Raw genomic sequence first — 16,983 nt, forward strand, 5'->3', positions numbered from 1 at the left:
ATCGATTTTTTCCTTTCATCTTTTTTCCTTCGACATCATGAGTTCCCAGATCCTCACTTCCACGCCCATGCGCGCGCCCGAAACGCTGGCGCGCCCCGCCTTCACCGTGCCTGCCGGCGCCTGCGACTCGCACGTGCACGTGTTCGAAAGCGAAGACCGCTATCCGCACGTCGACCAGCCGCACTACACGCTGCCCGACGGCCCGCTCACCAAGCTCGACGCCATGTGCGAGTCGCTGGGCCTGGCGCGCTATGTGATCGTGCAGCCCAGCTTCTACGGCACCGACAACCGTTGCATGCTCGACGCCCTGGACATCGCCGGCGAACGCGCGCGCGGCGTGGCCATGGTGGCCGACAGCGTCACCGAAGAGACGCTGCACGACATGCACCGCCGCGGCGTGCGCGCGCTGCGACTCGACCTGTTCCTGCGCTCGGGCCTGCCGACCGCCGAGCTGGTGCAGTACATCCAGCGCAGCGTGCGCATGACGAAGACTCTGGGCTGGCACCTGCAGTTCTACACGCCGGGCTGGGTGGTGCGCGACCTCATTCCGTACCTGGGCGACATCGATGCCGACTTCGTCATCGACCACATGGGCTACATGCTCGAGAGCGACGGCCTCACGCGGCAGGACTTCGACCGCCTGCTGCGGGTGCTGGCCGACGGGCGCGGCTGGATGAAGCTCTCCGGCCCCTACCGCGTGGCCAAGGACGGCAACTTCGAGAAGCTGCGCCCGCTGGCGCACGCCATCGTCGACGCCCTGCCCGAACGCACCATCTGGGGCAGCGACTGGCCGCACATTCCCGACGGCGCGCGCGACACCGGCGAACTGCTGAACCTGCTCGCGCCGTGGGCGCCCGACGCACCGGCGCGCCAGCGCATCCTGGTGGACAACCCGGCGCGGCTGTTCGGCTTTGCGCCGATTCCGCAGTAAGGTGCGCATGCCGAACGAAAGAACGACCGCGATGAAAAACATCCAGGACCTCGACACCTCCGGCGCGCGCGCAGCGGAGACCTTCATTCACGGCGGCACGCGCTACCTCGTCGTGCCGCAGCTCGCAGTCGACGTGCCGGGGCAGCCCGCGATGATCACCGTGGGCAACAGCGATATCGATGCGCTGGTGTACCGCTGGCAGGACGAAACCTTCGTGCCGCACACGCGACTGCCCGTGCCAGGTGGAGAAGACGCGGAGTTCTTCGGGATCGGCGGCCGCGCCTTCCTGGCCACCGCCAGCCTGAAGTCGGGAGCCGGTCCGTACGAGCTCAACGTCGACTCGGTCATCTTCGAACTGAAGGACGGCGCATTCATCGAGTTCCAGCGCGTGCCCACTTTCGCGGCCAAGCAATGGACGCACTTCACCATCGGCGAACGCCACTTTCTGGCGCTCGCACAAGGCGTGGCGATGGAAGGCACCGAGGCCCGGAATCCGTCGAAGTCGGCCATCTACGAATGGAACGGCGAGTGCTTCGCGGAGTTCCAGGTCATCGACTCGACCTGGGGCTACAACTTCGCGTTCTTCGAGATTGGCGGGCAGCGCTTCCTGGCCTATGCCGACCACGTGGCGCGCTCGCGCGTCATGCTGTGGAACGGCACGCGCTTCGAAGACTTCCAGCTGCTCGACGGCAAGACCGGCCGCGCCTTCCAGTTCTTCGAGGCACAGGGCGAGGCCTGGCTGGCCTTCGCCTGCTTGCACGACGACACCGTGCTGCTGCGCTGGAACGGCACCGGCTTCGTCGCGCACCAGACGCTGAGCGGCCCCGGCGGGCGCGAGTTTGTCTGGCGCGAAGATGCGCAGGGTGGCGAGCTGGTGCAGATCAACTTCCTGCTCGGCAGCCGCGAGGCGCCCGTTACCTCGCTGACCTCGGTTGGCTACCGCTTCGCCGACGGCAAGCTGGTGCCGCAGCGCGAGTTTCCGACCTCCGGCGGCACCGACGCCTGCGCCTTCGAGGACAACGGCCACGCCTACCTGGTGGTGACCAACAGCCTCGGCGCCGACATCCGCTTTCGCACGCCGAGCAAGGTGTACCGGCTCGGCGCATAGACAGGAGCCACCATGACGGCAAACCCGAATTTCCAGAGCCCCGAATTCCTGCGCCTCTTCGAGACCTACACCGCGAGCGCCGACAGCATCGGCGCGAAGATGACGCACGCCACCGCCGAGGCCGCGCCCGACGCGGCGCTGATCGTTGCCACGGCGGCCGACTTCATCCTGTTTCCCGGCAGGGGCAGGCCACCCGAGGTCGAGGGCTACCGGCTCACGACGCGCGGCTTCAAGGAACTGGCGGCGGTGTCGCACCTTGGCCCCGCGCTGGCCTCGCTGGTGCGACTGCGCGAGCTCGACCCCGAAGGCACGCTGTGGCGCAGCGAAACCGAACGCCTGCTCGCCGCCACCGTGGCCGCGCGCGAAGCGAATAGTGTGGCGCTCTGGCGCGACGACATTGCGGTGCCCGCCTATCGGGGCCGCGAGACGGCCATCGCGAACATGGTGCACTACGCCTGCGAAGTCACAGAGCGCTACATCGCGCGTGCCCTCGCCCACCCCGAGACCCTCACTGCCGCCGACCTGCGCACGCACTACCTCGAAGCCACGGGCGATGCCATCGGCGCGAGCGTGCCGATGAACAAGGTGATGATCGCCACCTTCTTCCTTGTCGGCCTGGACACCGGGCACCGCGTGATCGCATGGTTCGAGCGCCACCGCATCGACTGGGCGAACGCAATGGTGCTGATCGTGGGCAGGCAGGGCCGCCCCACCGCGGGCGTTACCTGGAGCACCAACGCCGTGTGCTCGATGATCCTCGCCTCGTCGCACCATGCGCTGCCGCTGGAGCGCGTGTACATCGCACCGCATGCACCGGCGCCCACCTTCACCTACCCCGTCGACCTGCCGGCCGTGTCTGCCCACGAGGCGCCGATGCGCAAGCTCTGGTGGGCCACGCGGGCCATGAGCGACCTGGGGCCGATGATGTACGAGGGCTACCCGCGCTTCGCCCCCGGGCGCGGCGGCCGGCCGGTGCTGCAGCCCGACACCACCGAAGTCAGCGAGATGCCCGCCATCGGCGGACCGGAGGACTGGCATGCGCTCAACACCCGCATGCGCGTGATCCTCGAAGACCCGCGGCAGCTGCTGGCGGGTTGCGTTACCGACTATGCGGCGGACCAGCTGCAGGGCAATGGCAACGATCCGCTGAAGGCGGTAGTGCCGGGCCTGGACGGCACGGACTACCCCGCGTATTTCTCCTGAGGGGCTAGGCGCCCTTTCTGCTTGCTGGCGCCTTGGCCTTCACGGTCTTGGGTGCCGCAGGCTTGGCCGGCGCCGGCGCCTTGCGCGCCTCGCCCTCGCGCGCGGACTGCATGTGCCGGCTCTCGCCGATGGTCATGCCCACGATCCGCGCGAGCTGCCGGCTCACGCTGATGTACGCATGGCCGAGGCGGCTGTCGAAGTACAGCGAATCGCCGCGCGCCATGTGCAGCACTTCGCCGTTGTCGAAGTGCACCTCGATCTCGCCCGACAGCACATAGGCGAACTCTTCGCCCGCGTGCCGCACGAAGTCTTCCGGCCCGTGGATGCGCCGCGCATGCACTGTGCCGACGATGGGGCTCATCTGCTTGCCCGCCGCCGTGGTGCCGAGGAACTCGTAGGCAATCGACAGCCCCCGGTACACCACGCCCTTGCCTGCGCGCGTGACCACCGGCCCGTCGAGCTGCGCGGGCTTGACGCCTGCGCCCGCGAACATCGCGTTCATGTCCATCTCGAGCGCACGGCCCAGCGCGGTGAAGTTTTCATAACCCAACGCGAGCTGCCCGCGCTCGGCGCGCGAGATGGTGGTGATCGACACGCCCGAGCGCTCGGCCAGCTGTGCCAGCGTCCAGCCGAAACGCTTGCGCGCGCTGCGCAGGCGATGACCGAAAGTGGTGCGGTCCAGCGTGGGCGGCTCGTCCTTCGGCTTCGTTGCCGTCCTGGTCCCTGTGTGTGGATTCACGCTTGGCTTTCTCTTGTGATGCAAGTGGATTCTGCCAGCCGGGCAGTGCGCCATCCATGCCAACCCGCGTGACTCGGGCGCGGAAGTTGCGTATACGCAAATTGCGTTGACGCAAATTTCACCGAAGCGGTGCACCATGGTTTCCCCTTGGTGCCACCAAATCAATTTGCGTATCCGCAAATTTCTACCTACACTTTTTGCCGATGACTTCCAGCACCCCAACGCCCGTCGTGGCAGATTTCCTCGTGATCGGCGGCGGCATCGCCGGGGCTTCGGTGGCCCATTGGCTCGCACCGCATGCCAGCGTGATCCTTCTCGAACGCGAGTCGCAGCCGGGCTATCACTCCACCGGCCGCTCCGCCGCCCTCTTCATGGAAAGCTACGGCACGCCGCAGGTGCGCGCCCTCACCATGGCGAGCCGCGCCTTCCTCGAACATCCGCCCGAAGGCTTCTCCGAGCACCCGCTGCTCACGCCGCGCGGCGCGATGATGGTCGCGGGCGCCGGGCACATGGCCGAGCTCGAAGCCCACTGGGAGGTGCTGCGCGCCATGGACACCGGCGCCTCGCGCCTGAGCGGCGAGCAGGCCCGCGAGATGGTGCCGGCGCTGCGCCCCGAGCAGGTGATGGGCGCGGTGTACGAACCCGACGCGTCCGACATGGACGTGCACGCCATCCACCAGGGCTACCTGCGCGGCATGCGGCGCGCCGGCGGCAAGCTGGTGTGCGATGCCGGCGTTACGGCCATCGAACGCGTGGGCGAGCGCTGGCGCGTGGAGGCCGGCGGCGCCGTGTACGAGGCGCCCGTGGTGCTCAACGCGGCGGGCGCATGGGTCGACACCGTCGCACGCATGGCCGGTGTGCCGCCGCTGGGCATCGAGCCGCGCCGGCGCTCGGCCTTCATCTTCGCGCCGCCCGAGGGCCAGAGCGTCGCGCACTGGCCCATGGTGTTCGGCGCAGACGAGGGCTGGTACATCAAGCCCGACGCCGGCATGCTGCTCGGCTCGCCGGCCAATGCCGACCCGGTCGAGCCGCAGGACATACAGCCCGAAGAGATGGACATCGCCATCGCCATGCACCGCATCGAGGAGGCGACCACGCTCACCATCCGCCGCCCCACGCGCACCTGGGCCGGCCTGCGCTCCTTCGTGGCCGACGGCGACCTGGTGGGCGGCTTCGAGCCCGGCGTGCCCGGCTTCTTCTGGGTGGCGGCGCAAGGCGGCTACGGCATCCAGACCTCGGCCGCCATGGGCGAGGCCTGCGCCGCGCTGGCACGCGGACTGCCGCTGCCGGAGCGCATCGCCTCCTTCGGGCTTACGGCCGGGATGCTGGGCCCGCAGCGGCTGCGCACGGCCACCGCCTGACCACGCCCCCAATAACAAACACATCCAACCCACGAGACATCACCATGCGCGTCTTCAGTGCCTCCCTCGCCACCGAAACCAACACCTTCGGCCCGATGCCAACCGGCCTCGCCTCCTTCAAGGACCGCGGCTACTTCCCCGCCGGCAAGCACCCCGAAGCGATGACGCTGTTCTCGGGCCCGCTGTGGGCCGCACGCATGCGCGGCGCCGACAAGGGCTGGACGCTCTTCGAAGGCATGGTGGCCGGCGCACAGCCCAGTGGCACCACCACGCGCCACGCCTACGAAACGCTGCGCGACGAATTGCTGGCCGACCTGCGCGCGGTGCTGCCGGTCGACATGGTGCTGCTCGGCCTGCATGGCGCGATGGTGGCCGACGGCTACGACGACTGCGAAGGTGACCTGCTGGCGCGCGTGCGGCAGATCGTCGGGCCCGGCGTGGTGATCGGCGCGGAGCTCGACCCGCACAACCACCTCACGCCCGCGATGGTGAAGAACTCGGACCTGATGATCTCGTTCAAGGAGTACCCGCACACCGACGTGCTCGAACGCGGGCTGGAGCTGGTGGACATCTGCGCCGCCATGGTCGAAGGCAAGGTCAAGCCGGTGGCCGCGGTGGTCGACTGCGACATGATCGTCACCGTCCATACCTCGCGCCAGCCGGCGCGCGGCTTCGTCGAGCGCATGCAGTCGCTCGAGGGCAAGAACGGCGTGCTGTCGGTCTCGCTCACGCACGGCTTCTCGTGGGGCGACGTGCCCGAGATGGGCACCAAGGTGCTGGTCTACACAGACGGCAACCAGGCCCAGGCCGACGCTCTTGCGCGCCAGCTCGCCGACGAGGTCATCGCCATGCGCGACGGCCTCACGGTGAACTACCCGAGCATCGATGCCTCGCTCGACGAAGCGCTGGCCTTCGACGGCGGCCCGGTGGTGCTGTCCGACGGTGCGGACAACCCCGGCGGCGGCGCGGCAAGCGACTCCACCTTCATCCTGCGCCGCATGGTCGAGCGCGGCATCACCAACGCGGCGCTGGGCCCGCTGTGGGACCCGATCGCGGTGCGCATCGCATTCGACGCAGGCGTGGGCGCCAGGCTGCAGATGCGCATCGGCGGCAAGATCAGCCCGCTCTCTGGCGATCCGCTGGACCTCGACTGCACCGTGAAGGCGCTGAAGCACGACCTGGTGATGACGGGCCTGGCCGGCACGCCCACACTGATGGGCGACAGCGCGCTGATCGAGGCGAACGGCATCGAGATCGTGCTGATCACGCTGCGCAACCAGGCGATGGGCACTGACCTGTTCACACAGCTGGGCTGCGACCTCGCCGCGAAGAAGATCATCGTCGTGAAGTCGTCTCAGCACTTCTATGCGTCGTACTCCAAGGTGGCGAAGCACGTCATCTACGCGGGCGCACCGGGCGCCGTGACGCTCGACCTGAACACGCTGCCGTACCGCAAGGCCCGCTTGCCCAAGTGGCCGATCGGCGTCGCCGCCTGACCTCCTCTTTTTCTTTCCTTCGCCCCCGACCGGAGAACCGACGATGAAACGACGAACGCTTGCCGCCCTCGCTGCCCTGGTGCTTTCTCTCCCGGCGTTCGCCCAGACGCCGCCTCCCAAGACACTGAAGGTGGTGGCGCACGCCGACCTGAAGATCCTCGACCCGACCTTCACCACGGCGTACATCTCGCGCAACTTCGGCTACATGGTCTACGACACGCTGTTCGCGCAGGATTCGAGCGGCAAGCCCCAGCCGCAGATGGTCGACAAGTACACGACCTCGAAAGACGGCAAGCAGTGGAGCTTCACGCTGCGCCCGGGCCTCAAGTTCTCCGACGGCAGCGCCGTGACTTCGGCCGACGCCATCGCCTCGCTGCAGCGCTGGGCCGCACGCGACAGCCTGGGCCGCGCGATGGTGGCGAGCGGCGCCGAGTGGAAGGCAACCGATGCGCGCAGCTTCACGCTCACGCTCAACGAGCCTTTCGGCATGGTGCTCGAGGCACTGGCCAAGCCCTCGGGCTTTCCGCCGGTGATCCTGCCCGAGCGGCTGGCCAGGATGCCGGCCACCGCGCCGCTGACCGAGGTGCTTGGTTCAGGCCCCTTCATCTTCAAGCGCGACGAGTGGGTGCCGGGCAACAAGACGGTGTTCGTGCGCAACCCCAACTACGTGGCGCGCAGCGAACCGCCGAGCGGCCTGTCGGGCAGCAAGAAGAGCAGTTTCGATCGCGTCGAATGGCTCTACCTGCCCGACGCCAACAGCGCGGTGGCCGCCCTGAAGCGCGGCGAGGTCGACCTCATCGAACAACTGCCTCCCGACTACATCGCGCCGCTGCGCACCGACACCAGTGTGAAGATCGGCGCCTTCGGCACCTACCAGGGCTTCCTGGTGATGAACCAGCTGCATCCGCCCTTCGACAACCCGAAGGTGCGCCAGGCACTGCTGCAGGCCGTGAGCCAGGAACGCTTCGTGGCGGCCATGGGCTTCCCGCTGGACATGCGCATGGCCTACTGCGCCACCTACTTCATCTGCGGCAGCCCCAACGACACGGCCGCCGGCGCCGACCCCTACCGCAAGGCCGACGTGGCCAAGGCCAAGCAGCTGCTCGCAGCCTCCGGCTACAAGGGCGAGAAGGTGGTGCTGATGGTGCCCAGCGACGTGCCCTACCTCAACGCCGAGGCGCTGATGGCCGCGCAGACCATGAAGAGCATCGGCCTGAACGTCGATGCGCAGAGCATGGACTGGGCCTCCATCGGCGCGCGCCGTGCCAAGCGCGACGCGGCCGACGCGGGTGGCTGGAACATGTACGTCACCGTGGCCGGCGAGTTCGACGCCAACTCGCCCATCGCCAATGCCTACCTGGGCGCGGCGTGCGGCAACACGCTGCCCGGCTGGCCCTGCGACAAGCCGCTCGACGAGCTGCGCACCGCATGGCTGAAAGAGACTGTGCCGGCCAAGCGCAAGGAGCTGCTCGACGCCTTCCAGCGCCGCGCCTACGAAGCCGTGCCGTACATCAACGCGGGCCAGTACTCGGCCGCGTTCGCCGCGCGCGCCAGCCTCAAGGGGCTGGACAAACTCTGGGCCGGCCTGCCGACGGTCTGGGTACTCGACAAGTAAGACGAAGCGCCAGCACAAGGCATCGCCATGGGCTACATCGTTCGACGCTTTCTCTCGACGCTCCCCGTCATGGCGGTGGTGGCCGTGGTGGTGTTCCTGCTGATCCACCTGTCGCCCGGCGACCCGGCCGCGCTCATCGCGGGCGACCTTGCAACCACCGAGGACATCGAGAAGCTGCGCGCCGCGCTCGGCCTGAACCTGCCGCTGTGGCAGCAGTTCGCGCTGTGGGTCGGCAAGCTCTTCACCGGCGACCTCGGCACCTCGATCTTCACGCAGATGCCGGTGGCGCAGCTGCTGGGGCAGCGGCTGGAGCCGACGGTGTCGATCGCCGCGCTGACCATGCTCATCACGCTGGTGGTGTCGGTGCCGCTGGGCACGCTCGCGGCGCATCGAGCTGGCAGCTGGATCGACCGGCTGGTGATGCTGTTCGCGGTGCTGGCCTTCTCGGTGCCGGTGTTCCTCGTCGGCTACCTGCTGGTCTACAGCTTCGCGGTCCAGCTGCCGTGGTTTCCGGTGCAGGGCTATGTGCACTTTGCCGAGGGCCCGGGCGAGTGGCTGCGGTCGCTGGTGCTGCCCTGCGTGAACCTGGCGCTGGTGTACATCGCTCTGGTGACGCGCATGACGCGCGCCACCGTGCTCGAAGTGCTGCACGAGGACTACATCCGCACCGCGCGCGCCAAGGGCCTGGGCGTGCTGCCGGTGCTGGGGCATGCGCTGCGCAACGCGGCCATTCCCATCGCAACCACCGTCGGCGCGGGCATCGCGCTGCTGATCGGCGGCGTGGTCGTCACCGAAACGGTGTTCGCCATTCCGGGCGTGGGCCGGCTCGTGATCGATTCGGTGCAGCGGCACGACTACCCGGTGATCCAGAGCGTGCTGCTGCTCTCGGCGGGGGTGTATGTGCTGATCAACCTGCTGATCGACCTGAGCTACCGCCTGTTCGACCCGCGCATCCAGTACTGATGAAGAAGAACCCCACGCAATGTCCACGGTCCTTCCCTTGAACACCATCCAGACACCCGACGCCGCGGCCGACGACGAAGCCCCTTTCGTGCCGCCGCGCTGGCGCTGGGTGCGCAAGCACCCGACGCTGATCATCGGTGCGCTGCTGCTGATTGCGGTGGCCATTCTCTCCATTGCCGCGCCGTGGATCGCCACGCACGATCCGCAGGACATCGACCCGCTCGCGCGCATGCAGCCGCCCTCCGGCGAGCACTGGTTCGGCACCGATGCGCTGGGCCGCGACGTGTTCAGCCGCGCCGTGTGGGGCGGGCGCGTGTCGATGATCGTGGGCGCCGCGGTCGCGGTGCTGGCCACCTTCTTCGGCATCGCGCTCGGACTGGTGTCGGGCTTCGTGCGCTGGGCGGACGGGCCGATCATGCGGGTGATGGACGGGCTCATGGCCATTCCCGGCATCCTGCTGGCCATCGCGCTCATGGCGGTGACGCGCGCCAGCCTGACGACGGTGATCATCGCCATCACGGTGCCCGAGATTCCGCGCGTGGTGCGGCTGGTGCGATCGCTTGCGCTCACGCTGCGCGAGCAGTTGTTCGTGGAGGCAGCACACGCGGTAGGCACGCGGCTGCCGGTGATCCTGGTGCGCCACGTGCTGCCGAACATCGTGGCGCCGTTGGTGGTGCAGGCGACCTTCGTGGCGGCGGCCGCCGTGCTGACCGAGGCCGCGCTCTCATTCCTCGGCGTGGGCGTGCCTTCGCAGACGCCGAGCTGGGGCAACATGATGGCCGAGGGGCGCAACTTCGTGACGGTGGCGTTCCACATCATCCTGTACCCGGGGCTGCTGCTGGCGGCGACGGTGCTGGCGATCAACCTGCTGGGCGACGGTCTGCGCGATGCGCTGGACCCGCGCCTGGCACGGCAGCTGTGAAGGACATGTCATGACGATCACCATGTCCCACACCGCTCTCGCCCCCGGCGAGCCTCTGCTCGAAGTCGACAACCTGCGCACGCACTTCCACACGCTGGCGGGCGTGGTGCGCTCGGTCGACGGGGTTTCGTACACGGTGCGCGCGGGCCGCACGCTCGGCGTGGTCGGCGAATCGGGCTGCGGCAAGAGCGTGACGGCGCTGTCGATCCTGCGGCTGGTGCCTACACCGCCCGGACGCCACATGGGCGCGGTGCGGCTGCGCGGCACCGACCTGATGCAGCTCAGCGAACGCGAGATGCGGCAGATTCGCGGCAACCGCATCTCGATGATCTTCCAGGAGCCGATGACATCGCTGAACCCGGTGCTCACCGTGGGCCGGCAGATCGCAGAGACGGTGCAGCTGCACCAGAAGGCCAGCCGCACCGATGCGATGAAGCGCGCGGTCGAAATGCTGCGCGTGGTGCAGATCCCCGAGCCCGAGCGACGCGTGAACGAGTACCCGCACCAGCTCTCGGGCGGCATGCGCCAGCGCGTGATGATCGCGCTGGCCCTGGCCTGCAACCCCGAAGTGCTGATCGCCGACGAGCCGACGACGGCGCTCGACGTGACGATCCAGGCGCAGATCCTCGACCTCATCAGGCGCCTGCAGAAGGAGCTGGGCATGGGCGTGGTGATGATCACGCACGACCTGGGCGTGGTGGCCGAAAGCTGCGACCGCGTGGTCGTGATGTATGCCGGCAAGAAGGTCGAGGAGGCTGACGTGATCGATCTGTTCGACCGCCCGCTGCACCCCTACACGCGTGCACTGATGGCCTCGATGCCCGCGATGAACACCGCGAGTACGCGGCTCACCGAGATTCCGGGGCTGGTGCCGGCCGCACACGAACTGGGGCGCGGCTGCGCCTTTGCGGCGCGCTGCAGCCATGCGCGCGAACGCTGCCGCATCGAGACGCCGCAGCTCGTGCAGCAGGGCGGCGACCATGTGGTGGCGTGCTTTGCAGTCGAAGAACACTGGGCAGGTACCGAGGAGATGGCTGCATGACGACGACCGCTGCAACGCCACTGCTGCAGGTGCGCAACCTGCGCAAGCACTACATCTCGCCCAAGCGCTGGCTGCGGCCGGCCAGGCCTTCGATCCAGGCGGTCGATGGCGTGTCGTTCTCTGTTGCACGCGGCGAAACGCTGTCGCTGGTCGGCGAATCGGGCTGCGGCAAGACGACCACGGCCAAGTCGGTCATGCGGCTGGTCGAGCCGACCTCGGGCTCGGTGGAGCTCGAAGGCGAGGAGCTGCTGACGCTGTCCGCCGAGGACATGCGCATGCGCCGGCGGCAGCTGCAGATTATTTTTCAGGACCCGTATGCCTCGCTGAACCCGCGCCTCACAGCCGGAGACATCGTGGCCGAGCCGCTGCGAAACTTCGGCATGGGCATGGCAGCGGAACGGCGCGAGCGCGTGCAGTGGCTGTTCTCGCGCGTTGGGCTGCGGCCCGAGGCGGCAAAGAAGTTTCCGCACGAGTTCTCGGGCGGACAGCGACAACGGCTGGGCATTGCGCGTGCATTGGCACTGAACCCGAAGCTGATCGTGTGCGACGAGCCGGTGTCGGCGCTCGACGTGTCGGTGCAGGCGCAGGTGGTCAACCTGCTGATGGACCTGCAGGCCGAGTTCGGTATCGCGTATCTCTTCGTGGCGCACGACCTTGCTGTGGTGCGCCACATCAGCCATCGCGTGGCAGTGATGTACCTCGGGCACATCGTGGAGATTGCCGACCGCGACACGCTGTTCTCTTCGCCGCTGCATCCGTACACCGAGATTCTTCTGTCGGCCGTGCCCGTGCCCAACCCACGCACGCCCGCACGCCGCATGCTGCTGCAGGGCGATCCGCCGAGCCCCGCCAACCCGCCTTCGGGCTGCCGCTTCCACACGCGTTGCCCAATGGCGCAGGCCGTGTGCAAGGAGAAGACGCCCGAGCTGACCGAGCGGCCGTCGTCCGCGAACGGCAGCCACTGGGTTGCCTGCCATTTCCGCTGAAGAAGAAAGAAAGGATCTTTCCGTGTCCGAAAAACCTCCCCACTACGACCTGCTGATCCGCGGCGGCACCGTAATCGACGGCACCAAGGCGCCGCGCTTCGATGCCGACGTCGGCATCGTGAACGGCCGCATCGCCGCCATCGGCAAGCTCGCGGGCCACACGGCCGAACAGACGCTCGACGCCACCGGCCGCATCGTCGCGCCCGGCTTCATCGACTCGCACACGCACGACGACCAGGCCGTGCTGTCGCAGGCGCAGATGCCGTTCAAGGTGTCGCAGGGCGTGACCACGGTGGTGGCGGGCAACTGCGGCATCAGCGCCGCACCGCTGCGCGCCGACATGGACCTGCCGATGCCGCTGAGCCTGCTCGACTCGCCGGCGGAAGGCCGCTTCACCACCTTCGCGGCGTACCTCGATGCGCTGCGCGCCATGCCCTCATCGGTGAACGTGGCGGCGATGGTGGGCCATTCGACCTTGCGCGCCGTGGTCATGGCCGACCTCGACCGGCCCGCGAACGACATCGAGATCACGGCCATGCAAGCGCTGGTCGAAGAGGCGATGCAGGCCGGTGCCATCGGCCTGTCGACCGGCACTTTCTATCCGCCGGCCGTGAAGGCGACGACCGAGGAGATCATCGAAGTCGGCCGCCCGCTCACATCGCGCAAGGCGCTGTACGTGACCCACATGCGCGACGAGAGCGACCGCGTGATGGAGTCGCTGGAAGAAACCTTCCACATCGGCCGCGCGCTCGACATTCCGGTGGTGGTGTCGCACCACAAGGTGCAGAACACGCAGAACTTCGGCAAGACGAAAGTCACGCTGCCGTTCATCAAGGAAGCGATGCAGCACCAGTGCATCGGGCTCGACTGCTACCCGTACACGGCCGGCTCCACCATGATCCGCACCGACCGCGGAATGATGGAAGGCCGCGTGCTCATCGCATCGAGCGTGCCGCACCCTGAATGCGCAGGCCGCGACCTGAAAGACATTGCAGCCGGATGGGGCGTGTCGGGCGAAGAGGCGGCCAGGCGGCTGCAGCCCGGCAGCGCGATCTATTTCATGATGGACGAGGACGACGTGCAGCGCATCCTCGCGTTCGACGAGACCATGATCGGCTCGGACGGCATTCCGCTGGGCGAGAAGCCGCATCCGCGCCTGTGGGGCACCTTTCCGCGCGTGCTGGGCCACTACAGCCGCGACATCGGCCTGTTCCCTCTGGAGACGGCAGTGTGGAAGATGACGGGGCTCACGGCGCGCAACTTCGGCCTGCACGAGCGCGGCACGCTGAAGCCGGGCCACCATGCCGACGTGGTGATCTTCAACGCCGCGACGGTGCGCGACACCGCGAACTACGAAACGCCGATGCAGCCGGCAGAGGGCATCGATGCGGTGATCGTGAATGGCGCCGTGACCTGGCGCGATGGGTCGCACTGCGGGGTGCGCAACGGACAGGTGATCACGCGGCGCGAGACTGCCTGAATGGCTTGAGCAGGCTCAGTCCGGAGCGTTCATCACGCGGTCGAACTCTTCGTCGGCTGGCACGTTGTCGGCATCGAGTTCGCTCGCATCGGTGAGATCGATGCCCGTTTCCTCCGACAGGTCGTCGGACACGTCGCTGTCCTGCTCCTCGAAGTCATCGGCGGGCGTGTCGTCCTCATCGTCTTCGGCGGGCGAGGCGGATCGCGCGGTGGCGTCGATGGTGTTCATGATCGGTTCCTCGGCTGATTTCTGACAGACCCCCTATGGTGCGCCTGTTTCGGCCGTTCCGGTTCATCCGGCGCGCAGCGTCGGTGTCGGAAAGTTTCCCGCGGGATTCGCTAACCGGCTGACCGACCGTCAGTCCTTGTGCACGTGGCCGTGCTCCCCGTGGCCCGGGTCGTCGTGGCCGTGGTCGTGCCCATGCTCGCCATGCGCCAGCCGGCTCACTAGCGTGACCAGCACGATGCCCGCGGCCAGCCACAGGATCTGCGCGGCGGTCTGGCGTGCCGGCAGGCGCTTCTGCAGCTGCGGAATCAGGTCGGCCAGCGCCACGTAGACAAAACTGCTGCCGGCCAGCACCAGGAAGTACGGCAGCCAGCTGTGCAGCTGGTCGACCAGCCACCAGCCCGCGATGCCGCCCAGCGCGGTCATGGTGCCAGCGAGCGACACCTTCACCAGCGCCGCGCGCTGGTTGGCGGAGCTCTGGCGCAGCACGACGAGGTCGCCGATGTGGTGCGGAATTTCGTGCGCCAGCACCGCGATGGCGGCAACCAGGCCCAGGCGCAGGTCGGCGGTGAAGGCCGAGGCGATCAGGATGCCGTCGCCGAAGCAATGCACGCTGTCGCCTGTGAGCACGGCCCAGCCACCGGTTCGGGGGCCGTGGTCGTGCGTGTGGCCATGCGAGTGCCCGTGGTCATGGTCGTGCCCCTCGTGCGCGCTCTTCTCGTCGCCATGGTGATGTTCGTGCCCGTGGTGCCACAGCTCGGCCTTGTCGAGCAGGAAGAAGAACACCAGCCCGAACAACAGCACCGCGAACAGCAGCGCGGGCTCGATGCGGCTCTCGAACGCCTCGGGCAGCAGATGCATGAACGCCGTGGCAAGCAGCGCGCCAGCTGCCAGGCTCAGCAGATGCTGCGGGTTCACGCCGCCCGAGCCGCTGCGCACGCCCACCTTCAGCAGGAGGGCCGCGAGCCAGACGCTTCCGATACCGGCAACCAGGGTCGCCGCGATGATGACTATCAAATTCATAGCTGCTTGCGCAAGAGGAGCGGCCGCTGAAACTGTTTCAACAAGGCCGTTGTCCGTTCATAAAAAGAGAAAAGGCCGTCATTCGACGGCCTTCGGCGGGGGTGGCTACAGGGCGCCGCGTTCAGGCGACGCCATTGGCTTTGAACCAGGCCGTGGCACGTTGCCAGCCGTCGTCCGCTGCGCTCTTGACGTAGCTGGGGCGGTAGTCGGCATGGAATGCGTGGCCTGCTTCGGGGTACACGACGAAGCTCGACGCCTTGGCCGCCGGGGTTCCAGTGGCCAGAGCTGCTTTCATCTTATCAACCGTGTCAAGGGGGATCCCCTGGTCTTTTCCGCCGTACAGGCCAAGCACCGGCGCCTGCAGGCTGGCGGCGATGTCGATGGGGTGCTTCGGCGTCAGTTCGCTGGGCTGCCCGACCAGCCGGCCGTACCACGCCACGCCCGCCTTGACCTTGCCGGTGGCGGCATACAGCCACACGATGCGCCCGCCCCAGCAGAAGCCGGTGATGCCGGCCTTGCTGGTGTCGCCGCCGTTGGCCTTGGCATAGGCCAGCGCGCCGTCGAGGTCGGCCAGCACCTGTGCGTCGGGCACCTTGCTGACGATGTCGGCCTGCAGCTTGGGAATGTCGGTGTAGCCGCGCGGGTCACCCTGGCGCGCATACAGCTCTGGCGCGATGGCCAGGTAGCCGAGCTGGGCGAAGCGGCGGCAGGTGTCGGCGATGTACTCGTGCACGCCGAAGATTTCCTGGATCACCAGAATCACCGGCAGGCCGGTCTTGCCGGCGGGTGCCGCAGCGTAGGCGGGCACATCGAAGCCGTTGACGGTGTACTTGATCGGGCCGGCCTTCAGGCCTTCGGCCGAGGTGCTGATGGCAGTCTGCGCGGCCACCGGCAGCACGGCGGCGGCATAGCCCACGCCGATGGCGGCCTTGAGTGCAGTGCGGCGCGTGGCGCCCTGCTCGGTGCTCTCGCCGGGGCGAAGCGAATCGAAGTCGGAACGGCTGTCGTCGAGGGGCATGGGAAGGGCTCCAGTTGGATCGTCGGACAAGGGGCGTTGCGCTATCAAAAACGCACGCCGCAATGTAGGCGAAATCGACTCCTGCCTCTATGTCCCCTGGTTTCAGTGGGGTTGGTAGGCCCGCCGGGCCAGCGCCGCGGCCAGTACCTGCGCGGGGTCGACGAGGTCGAGGCCCGCCACCGCGGCCGAACCCTGCAGACCCAGCGGCACTTCGGTACAGCCCATGATGATGGTGACGGGGCCATGGCGCTCGGCCAGCCGCAGTGCCACATCGGAAAAGCATTGCTCGGCGAGCTGCATGTTGCCGGCCTTCACGCCGTCGAAGATGCCGCGCGTGATGGTGTGGCGCTCCGCCAGCGTCGGCACGTGGCAGCCCAGGCCCGCTTCGGCCAGCGCCTGTTCGTAGAGGCGCACGCGGTAGGTGCCCTCGGTGGCCATCAGCGCGACGCTGGTCGTGCCCTGCCCGGCCAGCTGTTGCGCGGTTTCGCGCGCCATGTGCAGCAGCTCGACCTGCGGAAAGCGCTCCTGCAGGTTGGCGTGCCATGCATGCGCGGTATTGCAGGCGATGGCCACGGCCCGGCTGCCGAGCGCGGCCAGCCGGCCCAGCGCCTGCAGCATCGGCTCCAGCGGCTGGTGTGCGCCCTGTTCCGCCGAAGCCAGTGCGTCGGTACGGTCGGGCACCGGCACCTGCGCGAGCCAGTGTTCAGGAAAGGACTGGTCGCGCACCGGCTCGCCGCGCGCACGCATCTGCTGCGCGCAGGCCAGCACGAAGAGCCGTACGAAGTCGGCGCCCGCCGCGGGGCCCATGCCTCCAAGAATGCCGACCACCTGCGTCACTGCCATGTCCTTTTCTTATCTTCTCGTCGCGCCT

General features: G+C 68.0%; 16 protein-coding genes. 11 read left to right on the plus strand and 5 right to left on the minus strand.

What is annotated here, in order from left to right; translation table 11 throughout:
- Nucleotides 1-37 precede the first annotated feature (37 nt).
- Genes AC07O3_RS24840 through AC07O3_RS24850 form a run of 3 tightly spaced genes read left to right on the plus strand, consistent with a single transcriptional unit; the run spans nucleotide 38 to nucleotide 3,242 of the window.
- Nucleotides 38-931, plus strand: a complete 894-nt coding sequence (locus AC07O3_RS24840) for an amidohydrolase family protein (RefSeq protein ID WP_426391897.1) — start codon at nucleotides 38-40, stop codon at nucleotides 929-931.
- A gap of 31 nt (nucleotides 932-962) precedes the next feature.
- Nucleotides 963-2,039 carry a hypothetical protein gene (locus AC07O3_RS24845; RefSeq protein WP_495340570.1) on the plus strand — a complete coding sequence of 359 codons (1,077 nt, stop codon included), beginning with the start codon at nucleotides 963-965 and terminating at the stop codon, nucleotides 2,037-2,039.
- Nucleotides 2,040-2,051: 12 nt separating this feature from the next.
- Complete coding sequence (locus AC07O3_RS24850; protein WP_307615772.1) at nucleotides 2,052-3,242, plus strand: DUF5624 domain-containing protein; 1,191 nt, start codon at nucleotides 2,052-2,054, stop codon at nucleotides 3,240-3,242.
- A gap of 4 nt (nucleotides 3,243-3,246) precedes the next feature.
- On the opposite strand, the gene AC07O3_RS24855 is transcribed toward AC07O3_RS24850, so the two are convergent.
- Nucleotides 3,247-3,981 (minus strand): helix-turn-helix domain-containing protein, encoded by a 735-nt coding sequence (locus AC07O3_RS24855; RefSeq protein WP_097199719.1) that lies wholly within the window; start codon nucleotides 3,979-3,981, stop codon nucleotides 3,247-3,249.
- A gap of 203 nt (nucleotides 3,982-4,184) precedes the next feature.
- Between AC07O3_RS24855 and AC07O3_RS24860 the strand changes: the two genes are divergently transcribed.
- From AC07O3_RS24860 to AC07O3_RS24895, 8 genes are read left to right on the plus strand one after another with little or no spacing between them, the layout of a single operon-like run.
- Nucleotides 4,185-5,342, plus strand: coding sequence for an NAD(P)/FAD-dependent oxidoreductase (locus AC07O3_RS24860; protein WP_495340571.1), 1,158 nt, complete (start codon nucleotides 4,185-4,187; stop codon nucleotides 5,340-5,342).
- A gap of 44 nt (nucleotides 5,343-5,386) precedes the next feature.
- Nucleotides 5,387-6,838: a M81 family metallopeptidase gene (locus tag AC07O3_RS24865; protein WP_495340572.1), complete on the plus strand. Its 1,452-nt coding sequence runs from the start codon at nucleotides 5,387-5,389 to the stop codon at nucleotides 6,836-6,838.
- Nucleotides 6,839-6,881: 43 nt separating this feature from the next.
- Nucleotides 6,882-8,453 (plus strand): ABC transporter substrate-binding protein, encoded by a 1,572-nt coding sequence (locus tag AC07O3_RS24870; RefSeq protein WP_495340573.1) that lies wholly within the window; start codon nucleotides 6,882-6,884, stop codon nucleotides 8,451-8,453.
- Between the two features lie 27 nt (nucleotides 8,454-8,480).
- A complete protein-coding gene (locus AC07O3_RS24875) occupies nucleotides 8,481-9,416 on the plus strand; it encodes an ABC transporter permease (protein WP_093049926.1) in 936 nt (311 codons plus the stop codon).
- 19 nt (nucleotides 9,417-9,435) lie between these two features.
- Nucleotides 9,436-10,338 (plus strand): ABC transporter permease, encoded by a 903-nt coding sequence (locus tag AC07O3_RS24880; protein WP_093075394.1) that lies wholly within the window; start codon nucleotides 9,436-9,438, stop codon nucleotides 10,336-10,338.
- A gap of 10 nt (nucleotides 10,339-10,348) precedes the next feature.
- Nucleotides 10,349-11,380 (plus strand): ABC transporter ATP-binding protein, encoded by a 1,032-nt coding sequence (locus AC07O3_RS24885; RefSeq protein WP_495340574.1) that lies wholly within the window; start codon nucleotides 10,349-10,351, stop codon nucleotides 11,378-11,380.
- Nucleotides 11,377-12,366 carry an ABC transporter ATP-binding protein gene (locus AC07O3_RS24890; RefSeq protein ID WP_495340575.1) on the plus strand — a complete coding sequence of 330 codons (990 nt, stop codon included), beginning with the start codon at nucleotides 11,377-11,379 and terminating at the stop codon, nucleotides 12,364-12,366. Before AC07O3_RS24885 ends, AC07O3_RS24890 begins: the two co-directional genes overlap by 4 nt.
- Nucleotides 12,367-12,388: 22 nt before the next feature.
- Nucleotides 12,389-13,846: an N-acyl-D-amino-acid deacylase family protein gene (locus AC07O3_RS24895; protein WP_495340576.1), complete on the plus strand. Its 1,458-nt coding sequence runs from the start codon at nucleotides 12,389-12,391 to the stop codon at nucleotides 13,844-13,846.
- A 15-nt stretch (nucleotides 13,847-13,861) separates the two neighbouring features.
- Here the strand turns inward: AC07O3_RS24895 and AC07O3_RS24900 are convergent, their stop codons facing one another.
- The 4 genes from AC07O3_RS24900 to AC07O3_RS24915 all read right to left on the minus strand — a co-directional run bounded on the left by AC07O3_RS24900 (nucleotide 13,862) and on the right by AC07O3_RS24915 (nucleotide 16,955).
- Nucleotides 13,862-14,074: a hypothetical protein gene (locus AC07O3_RS24900; protein ID WP_093049911.1), complete on the minus strand. Its 213-nt coding sequence runs from the start codon at nucleotides 14,072-14,074 to the stop codon at nucleotides 13,862-13,864.
- 129 nt (nucleotides 14,075-14,203) lie between these two features.
- Nucleotides 14,204-15,094 (minus strand): ZIP family metal transporter, encoded by an 891-nt coding sequence (locus AC07O3_RS24905; protein ID WP_093049908.1) that lies wholly within the window; start codon nucleotides 15,092-15,094, stop codon nucleotides 14,204-14,206.
- Between the two features lie 121 nt (nucleotides 15,095-15,215).
- On the minus strand, nucleotides 15,216-16,112 hold the full coding sequence (locus tag AC07O3_RS24910) for a dienelactone hydrolase family protein (protein ID WP_093075402.1): 897 nt from the start codon (nucleotides 16,110-16,112) through the stop codon (nucleotides 15,216-15,218).
- A 102-nt stretch (nucleotides 16,113-16,214) separates the two neighbouring features.
- A complete protein-coding gene (locus AC07O3_RS24915) occupies nucleotides 16,215-16,955 on the minus strand; it encodes an aspartate/glutamate racemase family protein (protein WP_495340577.1) in 741 nt (246 codons plus the stop codon).
- Between the last annotated feature and the right edge of the window lie 28 nt (nucleotides 16,956-16,983).

It is taken from the genome of Variovorax sp. GW821-FHT09D05, assembly GCF_059416325.1.

Bases quoted from the DNA above. Each gene is read 5' to 3' on its own strand.
- AC07O3_RS24915 (WP_495340577.1), bottom strand. From the start codon at position 16,955: ATGGCAGTGACGCAGGTGGTCGGCATTCTTGGAGGCATGGGCCCCGCG.
- AC07O3_RS24870 (WP_495340573.1), top strand. From the start codon at position 6,882: ATGAAACGACGAACGCTTGCCGCCCTCGCTGCCCTGGTGCTTTCTCTC.
- AC07O3_RS24840 (WP_426391897.1), top strand. From the start codon at position 38: ATGAGTTCCCAGATCCTCACTTCCACGCCCATGCGCGCGCCCGAAACG.
- AC07O3_RS24850 (WP_307615772.1), top strand. From the start codon at position 2,052: ATGACGGCAAACCCGAATTTCCAGAGCCCCGAATTCCTGCGCCTCTTC.
- AC07O3_RS24910 (WP_093075402.1), bottom strand. From the start codon at position 16,112: ATGCCCCTCGACGACAGCCGTTCCGACTTCGATTCGCTTCGCCCCGGC.
- AC07O3_RS24885 (WP_495340574.1), top strand. From the start codon at position 10,349: ATGACGATCACCATGTCCCACACCGCTCTCGCCCCCGGCGAGCCTCTG.
- AC07O3_RS24860 (WP_495340571.1), top strand. From the start codon at position 4,185: ATGACTTCCAGCACCCCAACGCCCGTCGTGGCAGATTTCCTCGTGATC.
- AC07O3_RS24900 (WP_093049911.1), bottom strand. From the start codon at position 14,074: ATGAACACCATCGACGCCACCGCGCGATCCGCCTCGCCCGCCGAAGAC.
- AC07O3_RS24845 (WP_495340570.1), top strand. From the start codon at position 963: ATGAAAAACATCCAGGACCTCGACACCTCCGGCGCGCGCGCAGCGGAG.
- AC07O3_RS24865 (WP_495340572.1), top strand. From the start codon at position 5,387: ATGCGCGTCTTCAGTGCCTCCCTCGCCACCGAAACCAACACCTTCGGC.
- AC07O3_RS24905 (WP_093049908.1), bottom strand. From the start codon at position 15,094: ATGAATTTGATAGTCATCATCGCGGCGACCCTGGTTGCCGGTATCGGA.
- AC07O3_RS24875 (WP_093049926.1), top strand. From the start codon at position 8,481: ATGGGCTACATCGTTCGACGCTTTCTCTCGACGCTCCCCGTCATGGCG.
- AC07O3_RS24890 (WP_495340575.1), top strand. From the start codon at position 11,377: ATGACGACGACCGCTGCAACGCCACTGCTGCAGGTGCGCAACCTGCGC.
- AC07O3_RS24880 (WP_093075394.1), top strand. From the start codon at position 9,436: ATGTCCACGGTCCTTCCCTTGAACACCATCCAGACACCCGACGCCGCG.